Annotated in this window: 20 protein-coding genes and 5 tRNA genes; 11 read left to right on the forward strand and 14 right to left on the reverse strand. The window is 59.0% G+C overall.

Features of this window, described 5'->3' with window-relative positions:
- Positions 1-200: 200 nt before the first annotated feature.
- From ACYU03_RS04350 to ACYU03_RS04370, 5 genes are all read left to right on the forward strand, one after another.
- Positions 201-276, forward strand: a tRNA-Asn gene (locus tag ACYU03_RS04350).
- A gap of 4 nt (positions 277-280) precedes the next feature.
- Positions 281-357: transfer RNA gene (locus ACYU03_RS04355), tRNA-Pro, on the forward strand.
- Between the two features lie 5 nt (positions 358-362).
- Positions 363-438, forward strand: a tRNA-Lys gene (locus ACYU03_RS04360).
- A 100-nt stretch (positions 439-538) separates the two neighbouring features.
- Positions 539-615, forward strand: a tRNA-Pro gene (locus ACYU03_RS04365).
- A gap of 102 nt (positions 616-717) precedes the next feature.
- Positions 718-1,260, forward strand: coding sequence for a dihydrofolate reductase family protein (locus tag ACYU03_RS04370; protein WP_461888298.1), 543 nt, complete (start codon positions 718-720; stop codon positions 1,258-1,260).
- 124 nt (positions 1,261-1,384) lie between these two features.
- On the opposite strand, the gene ACYU03_RS04375 is transcribed toward ACYU03_RS04370, so the two are convergent.
- The 3 genes from ACYU03_RS04375 to ACYU03_RS04385 all read right to left on the reverse strand — a co-directional run bounded on the left by ACYU03_RS04375 (position 1,385) and on the right by ACYU03_RS04385 (position 3,700).
- Positions 1,385-2,680 carry an NAD(P)/FAD-dependent oxidoreductase gene (locus tag ACYU03_RS04375; RefSeq protein WP_461888300.1) on the reverse strand — a complete coding sequence of 432 codons (1,296 nt, stop codon included), beginning with the start codon at positions 2,678-2,680 and terminating at the stop codon, positions 1,385-1,387.
- An 84-nt stretch (positions 2,681-2,764) separates the two neighbouring features.
- Entirely contained in the window at positions 2,765-2,938 is a 174-nt protein-coding gene (locus ACYU03_RS04380; protein ID WP_461888302.1) for a DUF3094 family protein, read from the reverse strand.
- Positions 2,939-3,070: 132 nt separating this feature from the next.
- Positions 3,071-3,700 (reverse strand): DUF1780 domain-containing protein, encoded by a 630-nt coding sequence (locus ACYU03_RS04385; RefSeq protein WP_461888303.1) that lies wholly within the window; start codon positions 3,698-3,700, stop codon positions 3,071-3,073.
- A gap of 188 nt (positions 3,701-3,888) precedes the next feature.
- On the opposite strand from ACYU03_RS04385, the gene ACYU03_RS04390 reads away from it, so the two are divergent.
- Complete coding sequence (locus tag ACYU03_RS04390; protein WP_461888304.1) at positions 3,889-4,578, forward strand: energy-coupling factor ABC transporter permease; 690 nt, start codon at positions 3,889-3,891, stop codon at positions 4,576-4,578.
- A 3-nt stretch (positions 4,579-4,581) separates the two neighbouring features.
- Here ACYU03_RS04390 and yacG read toward each other — a convergent pair whose 3' ends face one another.
- Genes yacG through ACYU03_RS04410 form a run of 4 tightly spaced genes read right to left on the reverse strand, consistent with a single transcriptional unit; the run spans position 4,582 to position 7,479 of the window.
- Positions 4,582-4,782: a DNA gyrase inhibitor YacG gene (gene yacG, locus ACYU03_RS04395; RefSeq protein WP_461888305.1), complete on the reverse strand. Its 201-nt coding sequence runs from the start codon at positions 4,780-4,782 to the stop codon at positions 4,582-4,584.
- Positions 4,779-5,402 carry a dephospho-CoA kinase gene (gene coaE, locus ACYU03_RS04400; RefSeq protein ID WP_461888307.1) on the reverse strand — a complete coding sequence of 208 codons (624 nt, stop codon included), beginning with the start codon at positions 5,400-5,402 and terminating at the stop codon, positions 4,779-4,781. The genes yacG and coaE overlap by 4 nt, the downstream gene beginning before the upstream one ends.
- Positions 5,399-6,268 (reverse strand): prepilin peptidase, encoded by an 870-nt coding sequence (locus ACYU03_RS04405; RefSeq protein WP_461888308.1) that lies wholly within the window; start codon positions 6,266-6,268, stop codon positions 5,399-5,401. Before ACYU03_RS04405 ends, coaE begins: the two co-directional genes overlap by 4 nt.
- A 2-nt stretch (positions 6,269-6,270) precedes the next feature.
- Positions 6,271-7,479, reverse strand: a complete 1,209-nt coding sequence (locus ACYU03_RS04410) for a type II secretion system F family protein (protein WP_461888310.1) — start codon at positions 7,477-7,479, stop codon at positions 6,271-6,273.
- 218 nt (positions 7,480-7,697) lie between these two features.
- On the opposite strand from ACYU03_RS04410, the gene ACYU03_RS04415 reads away from it, so the two are divergent.
- From ACYU03_RS04415 to ACYU03_RS04430, 4 genes are all read left to right on the forward strand, one after another.
- Positions 7,698-8,108, forward strand: a complete 411-nt coding sequence (locus ACYU03_RS04415; protein ID WP_461888311.1) for a pilin — start codon at positions 7,698-7,700, stop codon at positions 8,106-8,108.
- Between the two features lie 82 nt (positions 8,109-8,190).
- Positions 8,191-8,266, forward strand: a tRNA-Thr gene (locus tag ACYU03_RS04420).
- 303 nt (positions 8,267-8,569) lie between these two features.
- A complete protein-coding gene (locus ACYU03_RS04425; RefSeq protein ID WP_461888312.1) occupies positions 8,570-9,496 on the forward strand; it encodes a hypothetical protein in 927 nt (308 codons plus the stop codon).
- A gap of 1 nt (position 9,497) precedes the next feature.
- Positions 9,498-9,980, forward strand: coding sequence for a hypothetical protein (locus ACYU03_RS04430; protein WP_461888313.1), 483 nt, complete (start codon positions 9,498-9,500; stop codon positions 9,978-9,980).
- A 7-nt stretch (positions 9,981-9,987) separates the two neighbouring features.
- Here ACYU03_RS04430 and ACYU03_RS04435 read toward each other — a convergent pair whose 3' ends face one another.
- The gene (locus tag ACYU03_RS04435; protein WP_461888314.1) at positions 9,988-10,617 is read right to left on the reverse strand and encodes a recombinase family protein; all 630 of its coding nucleotides are present in this window, start codon (positions 10,615-10,617) and stop codon (positions 9,988-9,990) included.
- A gap of 406 nt (positions 10,618-11,023) precedes the next feature.
- Here ACYU03_RS04435 and ACYU03_RS04440 point away from each other — a divergent pair, with 406 nt between their 5' ends.
- Entirely contained in the window at positions 11,024-11,539 is a 516-nt protein-coding gene (locus ACYU03_RS04440) for a competence protein CoiA family protein (protein ID WP_461888316.1), read from the forward strand.
- A gap of 19 nt (positions 11,540-11,558) precedes the next feature.
- On the opposite strand, the gene ACYU03_RS04445 is transcribed toward ACYU03_RS04440, so the two are convergent.
- Genes ACYU03_RS04445 through ACYU03_RS04470 form a run of 6 tightly spaced genes read right to left on the reverse strand, consistent with a single transcriptional unit; the run spans position 11,559 to position 14,387 of the window.
- Complete coding sequence (locus tag ACYU03_RS04445; protein ID WP_461891385.1) at positions 11,559-12,143, reverse strand: tail assembly protein; 585 nt, start codon at positions 12,141-12,143, stop codon at positions 11,559-11,561.
- On the reverse strand, positions 12,143-12,484 hold the full coding sequence (locus tag ACYU03_RS04450) for a hypothetical protein (protein WP_461888318.1): 342 nt from the start codon (positions 12,482-12,484) through the stop codon (positions 12,143-12,145). The genes ACYU03_RS04445 and ACYU03_RS04450 overlap by 1 nt, the downstream gene beginning before the upstream one ends.
- Positions 12,484-13,329 carry a hypothetical protein gene (locus tag ACYU03_RS04455; RefSeq protein WP_461888320.1) on the reverse strand — a complete coding sequence of 282 codons (846 nt, stop codon included), beginning with the start codon at positions 13,327-13,329 and terminating at the stop codon, positions 12,484-12,486. Before ACYU03_RS04455 ends, ACYU03_RS04450 begins: the two co-directional genes overlap by 1 nt.
- Positions 13,320-13,532, reverse strand: coding sequence for a hypothetical protein (locus ACYU03_RS04460; RefSeq protein ID WP_461888322.1), 213 nt, complete (start codon positions 13,530-13,532; stop codon positions 13,320-13,322). The genes ACYU03_RS04455 and ACYU03_RS04460 overlap by 10 nt, the downstream gene beginning before the upstream one ends.
- A complete protein-coding gene (locus ACYU03_RS04465; RefSeq protein WP_461888323.1) occupies positions 13,510-13,935 on the reverse strand; it encodes a hypothetical protein in 426 nt (141 codons plus the stop codon). Before ACYU03_RS04465 ends, ACYU03_RS04460 begins: the two co-directional genes overlap by 23 nt.
- A complete protein-coding gene (locus tag ACYU03_RS04470) occupies positions 13,932-14,387 on the reverse strand; it encodes a DUF5681 domain-containing protein (protein WP_461888325.1) in 456 nt (151 codons plus the stop codon). Before ACYU03_RS04470 ends, ACYU03_RS04465 begins: the two co-directional genes overlap by 4 nt.

The following is a 14,387-nucleotide window of genomic DNA, read 5'->3' on the forward strand; positions in this document are numbered from 1 at the left end:
GCAGATCCAGGCAAGATCGGATTCTGAAAACAATTTGCAAATCAGTAAGTTGAAAGCAAATTAGGGGTTGACAAGGCTTTTGAAGGTTGTAGAATAGCGCGCCTCAGAGACATGAACGCAGCGATGCACAAGGTCGAAGAGCTCGAAGCGGTAGTGATACAGCGTTCGAAGCAAGCAGTAAAAGTTGTACGAGTTTCAGTTCCGCGATAGCTCAGTCGGTAGAGCAAATGACTGTTAATCATTGGGTCCCTGGTTCGAGTCCAGGTCGCGGAGCCAAATTCGGGGTGTAGCGCAGTCCGGTAGCGCGCCTGCTTTGGGAGCAGGATGTCAGGAGTTCGAATCCCCTCACCCCGACCATATTTGGGTCGTTAGCTCAGTTGGTAGAGCAGTTGGCTTTTAACCAATTGGTCGTAGGTTCGAATCCTACACGACCCACCATTTTAGAGTCCGTACCCAGGTCTCTAATCTTAAAGGGCTGGAATGCCATTCGCTTCCAGCCACTGAAAAAAGGCGCCTTCAAAGGGTGCCTTTTTTTTACCGGGGTGTAGCGCAGTCCGGTAGCGCGCCTGCTTTGGGAGCAGGATGTCAGGAGTTCGAATCCCCTCACCCCGACCATCTTCAGAAAAAAAGGGCATCTCGCGAGAGATGCCCTTTTTTTCTGCATCCACGAGCTGTCCTTGCTAGCCTTTGCATCTTTGTCGTGAAGGAGCATCGACCATGCCTGTCAGAGCCTGTGTCTTTATCGCCACCAGCCTGGATGGCTTCATTGCCCGCGAAGATGGCAGCCTCGACTGGCTGATGGGCGCCACCAGTTCCAGCGACGACCATGGCTACGATGCCTTTATGGCGAGTGTCGATACTTTGGTGATGGGCCGGCATACCTTCGAGAAGGTACTGACCTTCGGTGAGTGGCCTTACACGCAAAAGCGCGTCGTGGTACTCAGCCGGACGCTCCAGGCAACGGCTATTCCACAGGGGCTGGGTGGCCCGGTCGAAGTGCACCCGGGGCCGTTGGAGGATTTGCTCGAACACTTGCAGGCTACAGGCGCGAAAAGCCTGTACCTGGATGGCGGCAAGCTGATTCAAGGGTTCTTGAGCGAGGGCAGGGTGGACGAGCTGACCATTACCTACATACCGGTGCTGCTAGGTAGCGGCATTCCCTTGTTCGGCGCGTTGGCGCGTGATGTGCCGTTGCAGCACGTGCGCACGACCACCTTCGAGAATGGCTTTGTACAGAGCACTTATCGCGTGGTCAGGTAGAGTAAATGCCAGCTCCTGCATGGTCCTGCACGCCCCAAAACATGAGGCCGGCGCAGGACGCTGCAGGAGCCAGAGACAGGGCCCGCGGCACGTGCATCCCCGGCCGCAATGGACCCTTGCAGACTCAGTGCAGCTTCAACCGTGGCTCGGTACCCCGGCCAATCCGGCTGCCCAGCATCAGCATCAAGGTACGGAAGGTCCCGTACAGCGCCATCTGGTGCATGCGGTACAGCGACACATAGAACATCCGCGCCAGCCAACCTTCGAGCATCACGCTACCGGTCAGGTTGCCCATCAGGTTCCCCACCGCCGAGAAGCGCGACAGCGATACCAGCGAGCCATAGTCCTTGTATGCGTAGGTCGGCAGCGGCTTGCCTTCCAGGCGCGCCTTGAAGCTCTTGGCCAGCATCGAGGCCTGCTGGTGCGCGGCCTGCGCCCGTGGCGGCACGTTGCGGTCGCTGCCCGGCTGTGGGCAGGCTGCGCAGTCACCGAAGGCGAAGATATCGTCGTCCAGCGTGGTCTGCAGGGTCGGGCGCACCACCAGTTGGTTGATGCGATTGGTCTCCAGGCCGTCGATGTCCTTGAGGAAGGCGGGCGCCCGGATACCGGCGGCCCAGACCTTGAGGCTGGCCTGGATCATGTCGCCATTGGCTGTCTTCATACCTTCAGCGGTCACTTCGCTGACCGCCGCGTTGGTCATGACGGTGATGCCAAGCTTCTCCAGGGTCTTGTGTACCGGCACGCTGATACGCTCCGGAAGGGCTGGCAGCACACGTGGGCCAGCCTCGATCACGGTGATGTGCATGTCCTTGGGCTGGATACGGTCCAGGCCGTAGGCCGCCAGCTCATGCGCGGCATGGTGCAGCTCGGCGGCCAGTTCCACCCCAGTGGCGCCGGCACCGACGATGGCTACGCTGATCTTCTCGCTGGCCTGGTCGCCGGCATGGGCGCGCAGGTAGTGATTGAGCAATTGTTGGTGGAAGCGCTCGGCCTGCTTGCGGGTGTCGAGGAACAGGCAGTGCTGGGCCGCGCCGAGGGTGCCGAAGTCGTTGGTGTTGCTGCCCACGGCGATGACCAGGCTGTCGTAGCCCAGGGTGCGCGCAGGCAGCAGCTCACGGCCCTCTTCATCGAGGGTCGCGGCCAACTGGATCTGCTTGTTCTCCCGGTCCAGGCCGCTCATGCGCCCTAGTTGGAACTGGAAGTGATTCCACTTGGCTTGGGCCACGTAGTTCAGTTCGTCTTCGGAAGAGTTCAGGCTGCCGGCGGCCACTTCGTGCAGCAGTGGCTTCCAGATGTGCGTCAGGTTGGCGTCGACCAGAGTGACCTCGGCTTTGCCACGCTTGCCCAGGGTCTTACCCAGGCGGGTCGCCAGTTCCAGGCCGCCGGCGCCGCCGCCGACAATCACGATGCGATGAGTCATAGGGATATCTCATAAGGTTTACGGAATTCGGGTCCTGAGTGGCCGGCCGCGCAGGGCGGGCGGTTCGGGCGAGCGCGAGGCAGCTCATAGCACCAGTTGACTCAGAAGGCGGCTCAACAAGCCCAAGCCGATGGTTACAGCCACCACCAGGAGAAGGAGCAGCCACGGCCGGAAAGGCTTGCGCTCGACTTGATGCTGGGGGGCTCGCAGGTATTCATCGACACGACGCTGATCATCGGGATTCAGGCGGCTGGTCATGTAGGCCTCGTCAGGTAGACGCTTGTGACTGTGGGAACGCTACAGGGTTCGAGCAAGGTCTTGATAACGAATGATAATACTTTGTATCACTGGCGCTGAGTGTACGCCATCCGGCACGCGTGCGGCAGTGGATCAAAGACTTATACCCACATCGAAGACGATGCTACGCCCCAGATTACCGCGCAGGAAATCCGGCGCGTCGGGGTGGGCGAACAGCACCCTGGCGAATGTCGGGCCGACCAGCGACAGCGAGCGCCAGCCTTGGCGCAAGTATTCGGTGGGCGGTGGAAAGTGGCTGTTGAGGTCAAGCACCTCGCGCTTGAGGCTGGAGAAGGCGATGATGTCCAACTCGCCCAGGTCCAGCCCCCGTTCGCGGTAGTTGTGCGCCTTCTTGCGCAAGGTCGGCGCCAGCCGCTGCAGCAACTCCTGGGCGCTGATGCGTCGGGGACGGGCCTCACGGCGCACCAACTGGCTGAGGGAGAACGCACTGCGCCGGCGTTGCAGCTCCTCACGCCATTCATCATTGAGCCGACGCCCCTCGTCGAGCACGAAGAACACCTCGAAGGCGGCATCGCGGAACAGCACATCAGGTGGCTCCTGGTCCGCCGGGGCGAAATCCTCGCTGCGGTAGGGAATGTTCAGCCCTTGCAGCAGGCGCTGGCAGACCCAACGCTCGCGTTCCCATTTGCGGGCATTGGACAGGAAGGCATTGGCTTGTTCGGCCTGAATGGTGAGCAGGCGCAGGTAGTCTGAGTCATCCATGGGAACAAGCTTAGCCGTAATCGCGAACGGTAAGGTCCTGTATGTCCACAAGATTCAGCCCCGCTGCTCCCAGATCTGAAAGGCCCCGGGTATATGCGCCAGCCCGCGCCCCTGGCAGGTGGTGTGCTGAATCGGTGTAGACTCGAGGCATCCATCACGGGTGCGGCGTGTCGAAAAGCGAGGTTCAGGTGATTAGCGCACAGGTCCTGTCCACTACCAGTCTTACCCTGGGCTGGATCGGCTTTGTTCCCTTGTTGATCTGGGCCGCTGCCCGCACCGGTTGGGTCGAGCTGTTCACCGACAGTCGACGCCAGCACCTGCTGTTCGGCACAGTCTTCGCGCTGTTCGCTTTGTGGCTGGTCAGGCGTGACTTCGACACAGGCGTGTCCTATCACTTCATCGGCATGACCGCAGTCACCTTGCTGCTGGACTGGCCGCTGGCGATCCTGGGCGGTTTGCTCGCCCAGCTCGGCTTACTAGCGATGGGGCGCCAGGACCTGGCGGCGATGGGCGTCAATGGCCTGCTGTTGATCGGCTTGCCAGTGCTGGTCACGGAAATTTGCGCGCTCCTGGTTGAACGGGCGCAGCCGCGTAACCTGTTCGTCTACATCTTCTGTTCGGGTTTTTTCGCCGCTGCGCTGGCGGCCTTGCTATGCCTGCTCGCCGGGCTCGGACTATTGTGGCTGGACGGGCGTTTCGCCATGCCGGAATGGCTGGAAGACTTCGTCGGCTACCTGTGGCTGATCATCTTTCCCGAGGCCTTCATCAATGGGATGGTGGTCAGCGCGCTGGTGGTGTTCTGCCCCGACTGGCTCGAGACCTTCAACCGCACCCGCTACCTGCAGGCGCCGTGGAAGGACGACGAGCCCGGGGACTAAGGCTTAATGGCGGGGGTCGAACTCACCAGAGAACAGCTCGTCCTCGGCATCCGGTGCTACCGGGATCTTGTGTTCCTCGGCGGCCCAGGCGCCCAGGTCGATCAGCTTGCAGCGGTCGGAACAGAAGGGCCGGAACGGGCTGGCCGCGCTCCATTCCACAGGGGCGCCGCATGTCGGGCAGTCAACGGTCATTGGCTGGCTCATGGCTGGCCTCCTCTCAATGTCAGGTAAAAGTGGTGCAGACGGTCGATCTGCTCGTGCAGCCAGGGCAGGTCGCGGTCATTGACCACCACATCATGCGCATGGCGCAGGCGCTCCTCGCGGCTGGCCTGGACCTTGAGGATGGCCTGGACCTGCTCGGGGCTGGTCTGGTCGCGAACCAGGGTGCGTTGCACCTGCAAGGCCTCGGGCGCATCGATGACCAGCAGGCGTTGGGTCTTCTTGTACTGGCCGGACTCGATCATCAGCGGCGAGACGAACACCGCATAAGGGGATTCTGCCTTGGCCAGGTAGCTGAAGATCTCCTGGCCGATCAACGGGTGCAGCAACTGCTCCAGCCAGAGCCGTTGGGCCGGGTCGGCGAAGATCAGCTCGCGCAGCGCCGCACGGTTGAGCTGGCCGTCTTCCAGCAGCACCCCCGGGCCGAAACGCTCGACGATGCTGGTCAGGGCAGGGCGCCCGGGTTCGACGACCCAGCGCGCGGCCTGGTCGGCATCGACCAAGTGCACGCCCAGCTCGACGAAGCGTTGCGCCGCTGCGCTCTTGCCGCTGCCGATACCGCCGGTCAGGCCGAGTATCCAGGGAGTGAATGCCGCAGTCGTCATGAAAATCCGATCAAGTCCAAGTAGAAGGTGCCTATTTCATCACCCCAGAGCAATGCGATCCACCCCGCAATAGCCAGGTAGGGGCCAAAAGGGATGGCCGTGCCGATCGAAGCCCTGCGCAGGCGCAACAGGCACAAGCCGGCCAGCGCTCCCAGCAGGGACGACAACAGCAAGGTCAGCGGCAGCACCTGCCAACCACCCCAGGCGCCCAGCATGGCCATCAGCTTGAAGTCGCCGTAGCCCATGCCTTCCTTGCCGGTGAGCAGCTTGAACACCCAGAACACCGACCACAGGCTCAGGTAGCCGACCACTACGCCCCACAAGGCAGCCTCCAGCGGCACGAGCAGGCCAAAGGCATTGACGATCAACCCCAGCCAGAGCATCGGCAGCACCAGCACGTCCGGCAGCAACTGATGCTCCACGTCGATCAGGCTCAGAGCCAGCAGGCACCAGGCTAGCAGCATCAGCAGCAGGGCCTCCAAGCTCGGGCCTGAGTGCCAGGCGATAAGCAGGGTCAGCACGGCACACCCAAGCTCCACCAAGGGATAGCGGACACTGATGGCACTGCGGCAGGCCGAGCAGCGTCCGCGAAGGGCCAGGTAACTCAGCAGCGGTACGTTTTCCCAGAATCGGATGCGGTGGCCACAGTGGGGGCAGTGGGAGGCGGGCAGGCAAAGGTTGAACGGCGCGTGGGTAACGGTCGGCAACCCCAGCACTTGCTGCGCTTCGCGTTGCCACTGCCGTTCCAGCATGATCGGCAAACGGTGGACCAGCACATTGAGAAAACTACCGACGATGAGCCCGAGCACAGCAGCGATGGAGTAAAAGAACAGCGGCTGGTCAGCCAGGGCAGTCCACAGGTTCATGTTCAGATCAGGTTCCCCAACTGGAAGATAGGCAGGTACATGGCGACCACCAGGCCGCCGACCAGCAGGCCGAGCACCAGCACGATCGCGGGTTCCAGCAGGCCGGTCAACTGGTCGAGCGATTGGCTGACCTGCTCCTCGTAATGGCTGGCCGCCCTGTCCAGCATGTTGTCCAAGGTGCCGCTGCTCTCACCGATGGCGCACATCTGCACCAGCAGAGGAGTGAAGCGGCGGTCCTCGGTCATCGCGTCGCTCAGGCCCCGGCCATTGGCCATGGCCTGGCGCAGCCGCAGGATGGCCTGCTCATGCAAGGCGTCGCCGCTGGCCGCTGCCACCGTGCCCAGGGCGTCCAGCAGCGGCACTCCGGCCGTGAAGGCGGTGGCGAGGCTGCGGGCGAAGCGCGCCAAGGCCGCCTGGCTCAAGAGCGTACCAATGACCGGCAACCGCATGACCTGATGCAGCAGCCACAGGCGCGCAGGCTGATGGCGCTGATAGAGCAAGCGCAGGCCCAGGCCGGTGGCACCAAGGCCCAGCAGCAATGGCAACGCATACTGCCCCAGCCCTGTGGACAAGTCGATGACCCACTGGGTGAATGCTGGTAACGCGCTGTCGAAGCTGGCGAACAGCGCCTGGAAGCGCGGTACCACCTCCAGCAGTAACAACCCCGACACCCCCAGCCCGGTCAGCAGGAGCAGCAATGGATAGAGCATGGCCTTGCGCACCCGCTTGCGCAGCGCCTGGCGTTGCTCCAGCAGGTTGGCCAGCTGTTCGAGCTGGGTATCGAGGGTACCGGACTGTTCGCCAACACGGACCAAGTTGCAGTAGAGCGTATCGAACCAGCCGGGATTGCGTTGCAGCGCATCGGCCAGGTTTTGCCCGGCACCGACGTCGCGCTTCAGGTTCTCCAGCAGCCGCGCCATGCTGGCGCTGCAACCACTGCGGCCCATGACCTCGAAGGCTTGCAGCAGCGGCACGCCGGCTTTGAGCAAGGTTGCCAACTGACGGCTGAAACCGGCGGGATCGCTGCGCCCCTCGCGTACCGGCCAGCGCCAGGCGAGGGCCTTGGCTGGCTGTACCCGCGACACGCGAATACCCTGGCGCTGCAGCCCGGCCCGGACGAAGGCTGGCGTGCGGCCCTGGCTGCGACCACTCACGCGCGTGCCGTTGGCGTCTGTGCCTTCCCAGGCGTACAGACGGGTTCTGTTGTTCATGCGTAGGTCCTTGCTGCTGTCGGCGACAAGCCTGGAAACAGCTTGCCGGGCCCCTGACTGGGCGCGTCTTCATGATGCTCACTAGAGTAGTCCAGCGAAGATGACGTAATGACCGGCAGGGGTGACAAAAGGTGTCTGTTCAGGCCTACTGCGCGCCTGCTGGCGCGGCGTCATACACAAGCCGCAAGGCAAACCCGTATCAACAAGGAAAAGCGTTCATGAAAGGGCAACGAGGCATCACCCTGATCGAACTGATGATCGTGGTGGCGATCATCGGCATCCTGGCGACCATCGCCATTCCCATGTACACCAACAACCAATCGCGCACCAAGGCCGCTGCCGCCCTGGTGGAAATCTCCGCCCTCAAGACCGCCATGGACCTGCGCCTGAACGAAGGCAAGGACGTCCCTGACGTCGCCGCCCTGGGCGGCAAACCCGACACCGCCCACTGCGCCATCACCGCGACCGGCTCGGCAGCCAGCGGCGCTGGCACCATCACCTGCACCCTGATCGACGCCCCGGCCAACGTCCTCGGCAAGACCCTAACCCTAACCCGCGCCGCCAACGGTTGGGCCTGCACCAGTACCCTAGAGGAAGACCTCGCCCCCGCTGGCTGCAAGGCCCCCTGAAGTACAGGCACGGGCAACGGCAATAGCCGTTAGGAAACAGGGGTTTGCGTAACCGCCACGGCAGTGGTAGCGTTGCGCACACGCCGGTGTAGCTCAGTCGGTAGAGCAGCGCACTCGTAACGCGAAGGTCGCAGGTTCGATTCCTGTCTCCGGCACCAGTATTTACAGGGCTCTCAAGGTTTTGTGATCAGCTGATTTTTTATCATGACAGCATCGTGACAGCAAAACCGAGATGACTGACCCTGAAAAGAATGGATAACCTGCCACAGGCTAGAGGCTTTCATGGATGATCCCTCTGTACTTTGCATACGCTGGCAATATTCATGCCTTCTTCGGTGGGCATCAATGTTTGGCGGTAAATCATATACCTTAAAACTTCTACTTCCCCGCTTTAGAACTTAAAGCGGGGTTTTTGTATTATCATATAAATATAATTAATTTGCGATTGGCTAGGGCTTTTTATGGCAAAGGTTAATAAGAGAATTTATTACTTCCGTGTTCTTGATGGTTCAGGCAGTGCGTTAGATTTTAGTGAAGCGTTAGCAGAAATTTCTGATCGTATAACTATCGGTGATAGTGAGATCACAATGATTGATGAAGTGGTTCGGATTCAGCGATTCGAAGATACCGCTGACGGTCGGCTTTATCATATTACAAAATATTCTCCAGGCTCGCAGAACACTACGCTCACCCCGAGAGCGGCGGTAAAAGAGGATGAAGAAGTCGGCGTGGATCCGCCCAAAGGAAAAGAATTTAAATCTGGTGAGTGTTACATTTTTGTCTCCGGTTTTCATATTCTGTTTTGTGGGCATGGATTGACTCATGCCAAGGCAGCGCAATATTTCTTCAGGCTTCTTAAGGATAATGCTAGGGAGGTCGATAACTTTAGATTTATGCCTATTAGTAATGTCGATAAGCTACAGCTCTTGAATGAGCAGGGCGTGAAGTCGATCCGTCTTAATATTGCTGCGTATAAATTAAGCCTGCCTAAAGTAAGGAGAAATTGGATTTCTCAATCTTTCACTTCGGTGACTGATGAGCTCGCAGCGCTAATTAAGAAGGATGCCACACGCTCTGAGGAGAAAGCCCTTGAGGATTTGATGGTTTCCATCGAAGTAGGTTTGGAGGGAAATTCTCGTGCCGCTGAGGATTCTAAGGCCACGGTGGTAGATTTGGCCAAGGAAATCATCGAGGATGATGAGCTATTCGACCTAGATAGCTTCACGATCCTCACAAGAGAAAATACGCCTATTACCGGTGGTGATGTGCGATTACACACTACAGTCCGTCCAGAAAAAGAAGGCAGCTCGCTGAGTCGTGCTATTATTTGGGATGGAATGAAGGTGTATTTCGGGCAGCTTAAAAAGCAAAAGCTTTTGGAGCAATAATATGTCTGTTGATTATCGGCGTGTGTCATTTGCTATTGGGGCGAGCATTGTAGCCATTTGGTGTGGCTGGAAGGGGCAACCTCTGATTCATGAGAGTAGTGATGCGCGCTCTATGATCACAGATGTATTTGCAATTTTAGCCGGCTTCCTAATGACCGTGCTAACTTTATTGATGGAGCCCAAAGCTGATGCAAAAGTATGGCGTGGTACGGCAGCCAAAAAGAATAACTTTGTGAGGAGGATTATTCGGTATAAGTGGCTGTTCATGTCCTATTTGCTTGTTTTGGGTATGATATTTATTGATAATCTGCTGATTGATAGCAAAAAGAATGAGTATATTTCAATTTCTGTAAAATTGGAGTATGTGTATCTCAGTCTTGCTGCCTACGCTTTTATCATCTCGTTGACTCTTCCAAATCGTCTTATGGAGCTGCAAGTTGATCGGTATGATGAACTTGTCGAGGCTCAAAAAAAACCAGAATGATCAGCGATTAAGCAGTTTGCTGGCTGAGCTGTTTTTCTCGGATACGTAGCACGGTTGTGGTTGAACAGTTAGCGTGCCGGGCAGTGGCACGGATGCCAAGGCCAGCTGCCAGTAGCTCCCTCACTCGATTGTGCAGTTCTTCATCCACTGGGCGGCCCTGATACTTGCCGGCCGCCCTAGCCTTCTGAATACCTTGAGCTTGCCGCTCTCGGCGCTGCTCGTAATCTTTCCTGGCGATTGCCGCCATCATTTCCACCAGCATTGAATTTATCGCGGCCAGCATACGGTCGGTGAACTCGTCACCCTTGGTGTCGCGCATACCCTGGTGGCTGGTGGGCAGGTCGAGCGCGACGATGCGCAGGCCTTTGGCGTCGATCGTAGCCTTGAGCTTGGCCCAGTCAGCGGCGGGGAGGCGAGAAAGGCGATCGATAGATTCAACAAGCAACACGTCACCCTTGCGGGCATCCTTGAGCAGGCGCAGAAGCTCCGGCCGATCTGCGGCAGCACCGCTGGCATTCTCCAGGTACTCGCAGGCGATGACCTTGTTGTTATCGCTGGCGAACTTATCCAGGGAGGCCCGGGCGCGACCGGCGTCTTGCTCATCGGTGGATGCCCGAAGGTAGGCGCGGATAAACATAGTGCAACCTGTATCAGTTAGGGTGTTTTCCTAATACTGTTGCATTTTGGGTGGTACTTATCAAGCGAAAAGGCTGATAAAGGCTCAGACTGCCCGTATCAGCCTAGGCATACCTAATGAGCACTCTTGAGCAGAGGCGCAGTACCACCTAGCATAATTGCCAATGGCCAGCATTGGGTGCGCGATGATCTCAGCAATGATCGACGGGGAAAAACGACCTCCAAAAATGAAGGGCGAGCGAACCATATGCAGTGGGTGCGGAGGTACCCTCACAGCGGTAATGCCTCAATTTAAAGTCGCGCACTGGCGGCATGAAGGAGGTGACTGCGACCCATGGAGTGAACCTGAGGGGGAATGGCACAGGACCTGGAAAGGGTTCTTCAAACCTATCCATTGCGAAGTGTTCATGCGCGATCCTGATACCCAGGAAATACACAGAGCTGACGTCATGTGCCCTAGTGATAAAGGCAAGGGTGTAGTTCTCGAGCTGCAGCACTCCCATATTTCAGAGGAGGAGCGTTCTGCTAGGGAGGCCTTTTATTCAAAGGAGCATCGAATGTTCTGGCTCTTGAACATGCACAGAACCAAATCCCTTGCATTCAGTTTTGAGCAGTGTCTCAATTTCAAAGAAAATATGCGCGAGAAAATCGGGGGGCATGATTTCTACCATATGGAGTGGATCATGCGCGGTACGATGCTGGACAAGTGGAAGCAGTCCCGGGCGCACGTATTCTTACATTTTGGCTCCCAAGTGTACTATCTAGCGACCAACGCCGCTTGCCGTTCTTTGGTGAGTCGTCAGGCAAAGGGCCAGTTTGCGCTGGCCCCTTTGACAATCCGCCGGTTCCTAACCTCTGTTGCAGGTGAAGATCTATCGGCTCTGATGCCCTCTGCATCAAATCCTAGCGCCTCATCGGATTAGATGGTTAGAGCCTAGTCGCTTATGCCTTGTCCTCCGCGCGGATCGAGGCCGAGATGATCGCCCCGCCCCACCGGCGGTCGCCGATGCAGATCGGTACCGGGTTGCCGCTGGCCGTGGTGTTCTTGGCGCTGCCGAAGGCGTAGGACGGCAGGTTCTCCGGCGCTGCGCTCTGGGAAAGGCCCTTAGCCTGGGGGCTGAGCATCTGGACGACGCCGCCGGCGACCATGGCGATACCAGCCGGCAAGGTCGGTGCACCAAAGAAGCTGGCGACAATGAGGGCGGCCCCAATTACCGTTTGTAAAATACCGCCCCGCTTGCTGCCAGCCACAACTGGAACGATACGCACCTCACGCGTACCGCTACGTGCAAAATCCTGTTGTCCTACGTTCTTCCGGTTCCTGAAAATCGCAAACCTCATGCCCAGCGCCTCAAGTCGTTTGATCTCTTGCTCAAACCCTTTCAGCGTCGCCTTCAAGGCCCGAAAAACCTCCCAAGTATTTTGGTTATCCAGCAGGTAATCCTTCTTGCGGAAGAATTTACGAATCAGTGGCCCGGAAAGGTAAACGGTGGTCATGGAAGATGCGTTTTGGACTTTGGCAGCCATCATGGGTTCTCCTGGGGCATCGGCAGATACACACCAAGTCGGCGAGCTAACATCTCACGGCTCTGCAGGCCCTGGATGCGGATAGCCTTCTCACGGGCTGGGTCAGGGTTCCAGGCAGCGCAGTGGCAGGCCGATACCGCCTTCACGCCGCGGTAAGACCCCCGTAGCAGGTCGGCCGAGATGCGCGCCTCTTCTTCGGTGAAAAATGGGCCGTCTATGTTGACGTGGCGACCGCTCTGTACGCACTGCACATTCCAGACGTCATAGCCGCTGATGGCGATAGGATTGGCGGCGAAGTCGGCGGTCTTGCACGCCTCGCTGAATCGATCTTTGTAGCTCATCAGGCCGCCTCCCCAGAGGTATGCTGCTTCATCCGCTCAGCCATCTCAGGCGGAAGAGGGGTGTTGCTTGGCAGTTCCAGTGGAATCGGCTTGAGCCATTCGATCAGATCAATCAGGCCCTGGCTTACCTTGGTGAGAGAACCGATCTCTGCCGTTTTGCTGTCAAGCTCTACCCCGGCCCGGATGACGTCGTGGCCCAAGGTCTGAACCATATGCAACAGGTCGCGCATACCGCCCGCCAGGCGGCCCAGCGTCAACACGGCGTCGGCGTGGTTCACGGCAATGCCGGCGGCGCCGAGCTGGACCAACTGAGCATTGGTGAATCCGCTGAGGCGAGCGGGACCGCGCAGGATGGCCGCGGTAATACGCTGTTCACGGCCTAGACGAATCTCGCTCATGAGCTCGGAGCGGTCTTTGGAGGTCAGGTCATAGACGTAGGCCCTGCACTCGGCATCCATCGCCGCGCCTGCTGCATCGGTCGGAGCTAGTGGCTGGACCGGCAACAACTGGGTGGATGCGAAGGCGTGAAGGTTGGTCGCTGTTTCGGCGATGCTGGGCAAAGCCGCTTTAGCGGCGTCGGCGAAGAGGGTGTATGCGTCGAGCGACTGGCGGGCCTTGGCCGCGGTCGTCAGATCGGCGTTCTCGCGGATTCGCTGAGCCTTGGCGAGCGCGGTCCCGTGCTGATCCATGATCAGGTTCTGTAGGCGCATGAGTGGGCCAACGTTCGGCCAGAGCGCCCACTTGGTGCCCGGCAGGTTCTGACCTTGATACTGGACGAAGTCGTTTACGAAGGCGCTCGCGTCACCGATGCGGGTGAGGGTGCCTACAGCGTGATTCAGTTGCATGGTTCGATCCCTTTTTGGGTGGTTTTCTGCTCTGCCTCCAGTTCGGAGAACAGGGTTGCTAGGTCGTTTGTCTTGGCGCTGCTTTCGCCGCCGGCCGCGGCGCTCAGCTCATCCATGATCTTGCTGATCTCCATCACGGTCTGGTCCTCGCTCAGGGTAGAGACCTGCCTGCGCAGGCCATCAATGCGCTTGCGTGTACTCATGGCGTGCCTCGATGGCTTGTTGATAGAGGGCGGCCGCGTAATCGGGAATGGAGACGCCTGCCGGGAGCTGTTCAGCTGTAACCGCTCCAGGTGAAGGGAATGTCATATCGAGAAGGCCGGCCGGGCTCCTGCGACCCAGCCGCTCGGTCTTTCGGGCGTGCTGGACAATCGCCAGGGCTAGTTCCTCTGCCTGAGCGCTACTCATCGCCGAGAAGGGGAAGAAGAACGATGCGGGACGCCCCTGGACGCGATATGACAGGACGTGGCCCGTGTCGTCAGGGAAATCCATCTGCCCGGCGGATGCATCCACAACGGTCAGCGTCACCAGGTGTACCGGCTCCTCATCTGCTCCGACGAGTGCTGCCAGGCGTTTCACCTCGGAACGAAGGCTGCGCGCATTCATCGCTGCATCTCCTCGATCTGCTCCCGCAGGCCTTCGACGGCTTTCTGTAGCTCCTCCACTTCAATCACCTTGGCAACTGAACTGATTGCTTCGATCAGGTGGCGGCCTTGATCCGGCGGCAACTCGCCAGCAGCAATGGCCCGCAGGATGGATTTCGCCGCGCTTGGCAGATCGGAGTCGTCTAGGTTGAACTGGACCGGCTCGGCTATTGGCTTCACTGGCGGAACCAGGCGCTCCAAGATCAGCCGGCAGGCTTGCATATCACCCTTCTTGGCGGCGGCTAATACCTTCCTGGTGACAGCTTCTGCGCCCTCGGCGAGGCGCGCGCGGATGGCTTGTGTTTGGCCTGATCGGCCGCCCGGGTTGCCGCTGTGGCCTGGCGCAAACGTGCCGTTCCCGCGGCGCTGCGTGGACTTCGGTGAACCAACCAAGCCTTCGTCGTTCTGACTCAA

The sequence above is a fragment of the Pseudomonas sp. X10 genome, from assembly GCF_054889225.1.

Excerpts from the sequence above, each read along its gene's own strand:
- ACYU03_RS04370 (WP_461888298.1), top strand. The coding sequence starts at position 718 with ATGCCTGTCAGAGCCTGTGTCTTTATCGCCACCAGCCTGGATGGCTTC.
- ACYU03_RS04385 (WP_461888303.1), bottom strand. The coding sequence starts at position 3,700 with ATGGATGACTCAGACTACCTGCGCCTGCTCACCATTCAGGCCGAACAA.
- ACYU03_RS04430 (WP_461888313.1), top strand. The coding sequence starts at position 9,498 with ATGTCTGTTGATTATCGGCGTGTGTCATTTGCTATTGGGGCGAGCATT.
- ACYU03_RS04445 (WP_461891385.1), bottom strand. The coding sequence starts at position 12,143 with ATGGCTGCCAAAGTCCAAAACGCATCTTCCATGACCACCGTTTACCTT.
- ACYU03_RS04460 (WP_461888322.1), bottom strand. The coding sequence starts at position 13,532 with ATGAGTACACGCAAGCGCATTGATGGCCTGCGCAGGCAGGTCTCTACC.
- yacG (WP_461888305.1), bottom strand. The coding sequence starts at position 4,782 with ATGAGCCAGCCAATGACCGTTGACTGCCCGACATGCGGCGCCCCTGTG.
- coaE (WP_461888307.1), bottom strand. The coding sequence starts at position 5,402 with ATGACGACTGCGGCATTCACTCCCTGGATACTCGGCCTGACCGGCGGT.
- ACYU03_RS04410 (WP_461888310.1), bottom strand. The coding sequence starts at position 7,479 with ATGAACAACAGAACCCGTCTGTACGCCTGGGAAGGCACAGACGCCAAC.
- ACYU03_RS04380 (WP_461888302.1), bottom strand. The coding sequence starts at position 2,938 with ATGACCAGCCGCCTGAATCCCGATGATCAGCGTCGTGTCGATGAATAC.
- ACYU03_RS04425 (WP_461888312.1), top strand. The coding sequence starts at position 8,570 with ATGGCAAAGGTTAATAAGAGAATTTATTACTTCCGTGTTCTTGATGGT.
- ACYU03_RS04435 (WP_461888314.1), bottom strand. The coding sequence starts at position 10,617 with ATGTTTATCCGCGCCTACCTTCGGGCATCCACCGATGAGCAAGACGCC.
- ACYU03_RS04440 (WP_461888316.1), top strand. The coding sequence starts at position 11,024 with ATGCGCGATCCTGATACCCAGGAAATACACAGAGCTGACGTCATGTGC.
- ACYU03_RS04405 (WP_461888308.1), bottom strand. The coding sequence starts at position 6,268 with ATGAACCTGTGGACTGCCCTGGCTGACCAGCCGCTGTTCTTTTACTCC.
- ACYU03_RS04375 (WP_461888300.1), bottom strand. The coding sequence starts at position 2,680 with ATGACTCATCGCATCGTGATTGTCGGCGGCGGCGCCGGCGGCCTGGAA.
- ACYU03_RS04455 (WP_461888320.1), bottom strand. The coding sequence starts at position 13,329 with ATGCAACTGAATCACGCTGTAGGCACCCTCACCCGCATCGGTGACGCG.
- ACYU03_RS04450 (WP_461888318.1), bottom strand. The coding sequence starts at position 12,484 with ATGAGCTACAAAGATCGATTCAGCGAGGCGTGCAAGACCGCCGACTTC.
- ACYU03_RS04465 (WP_461888323.1), bottom strand. The coding sequence starts at position 13,935 with ATGAATGCGCGCAGCCTTCGTTCCGAGGTGAAACGCCTGGCAGCACTC.
- ACYU03_RS04415 (WP_461888311.1), top strand. The coding sequence starts at position 7,698 with ATGAAAGGGCAACGAGGCATCACCCTGATCGAACTGATGATCGTGGTG.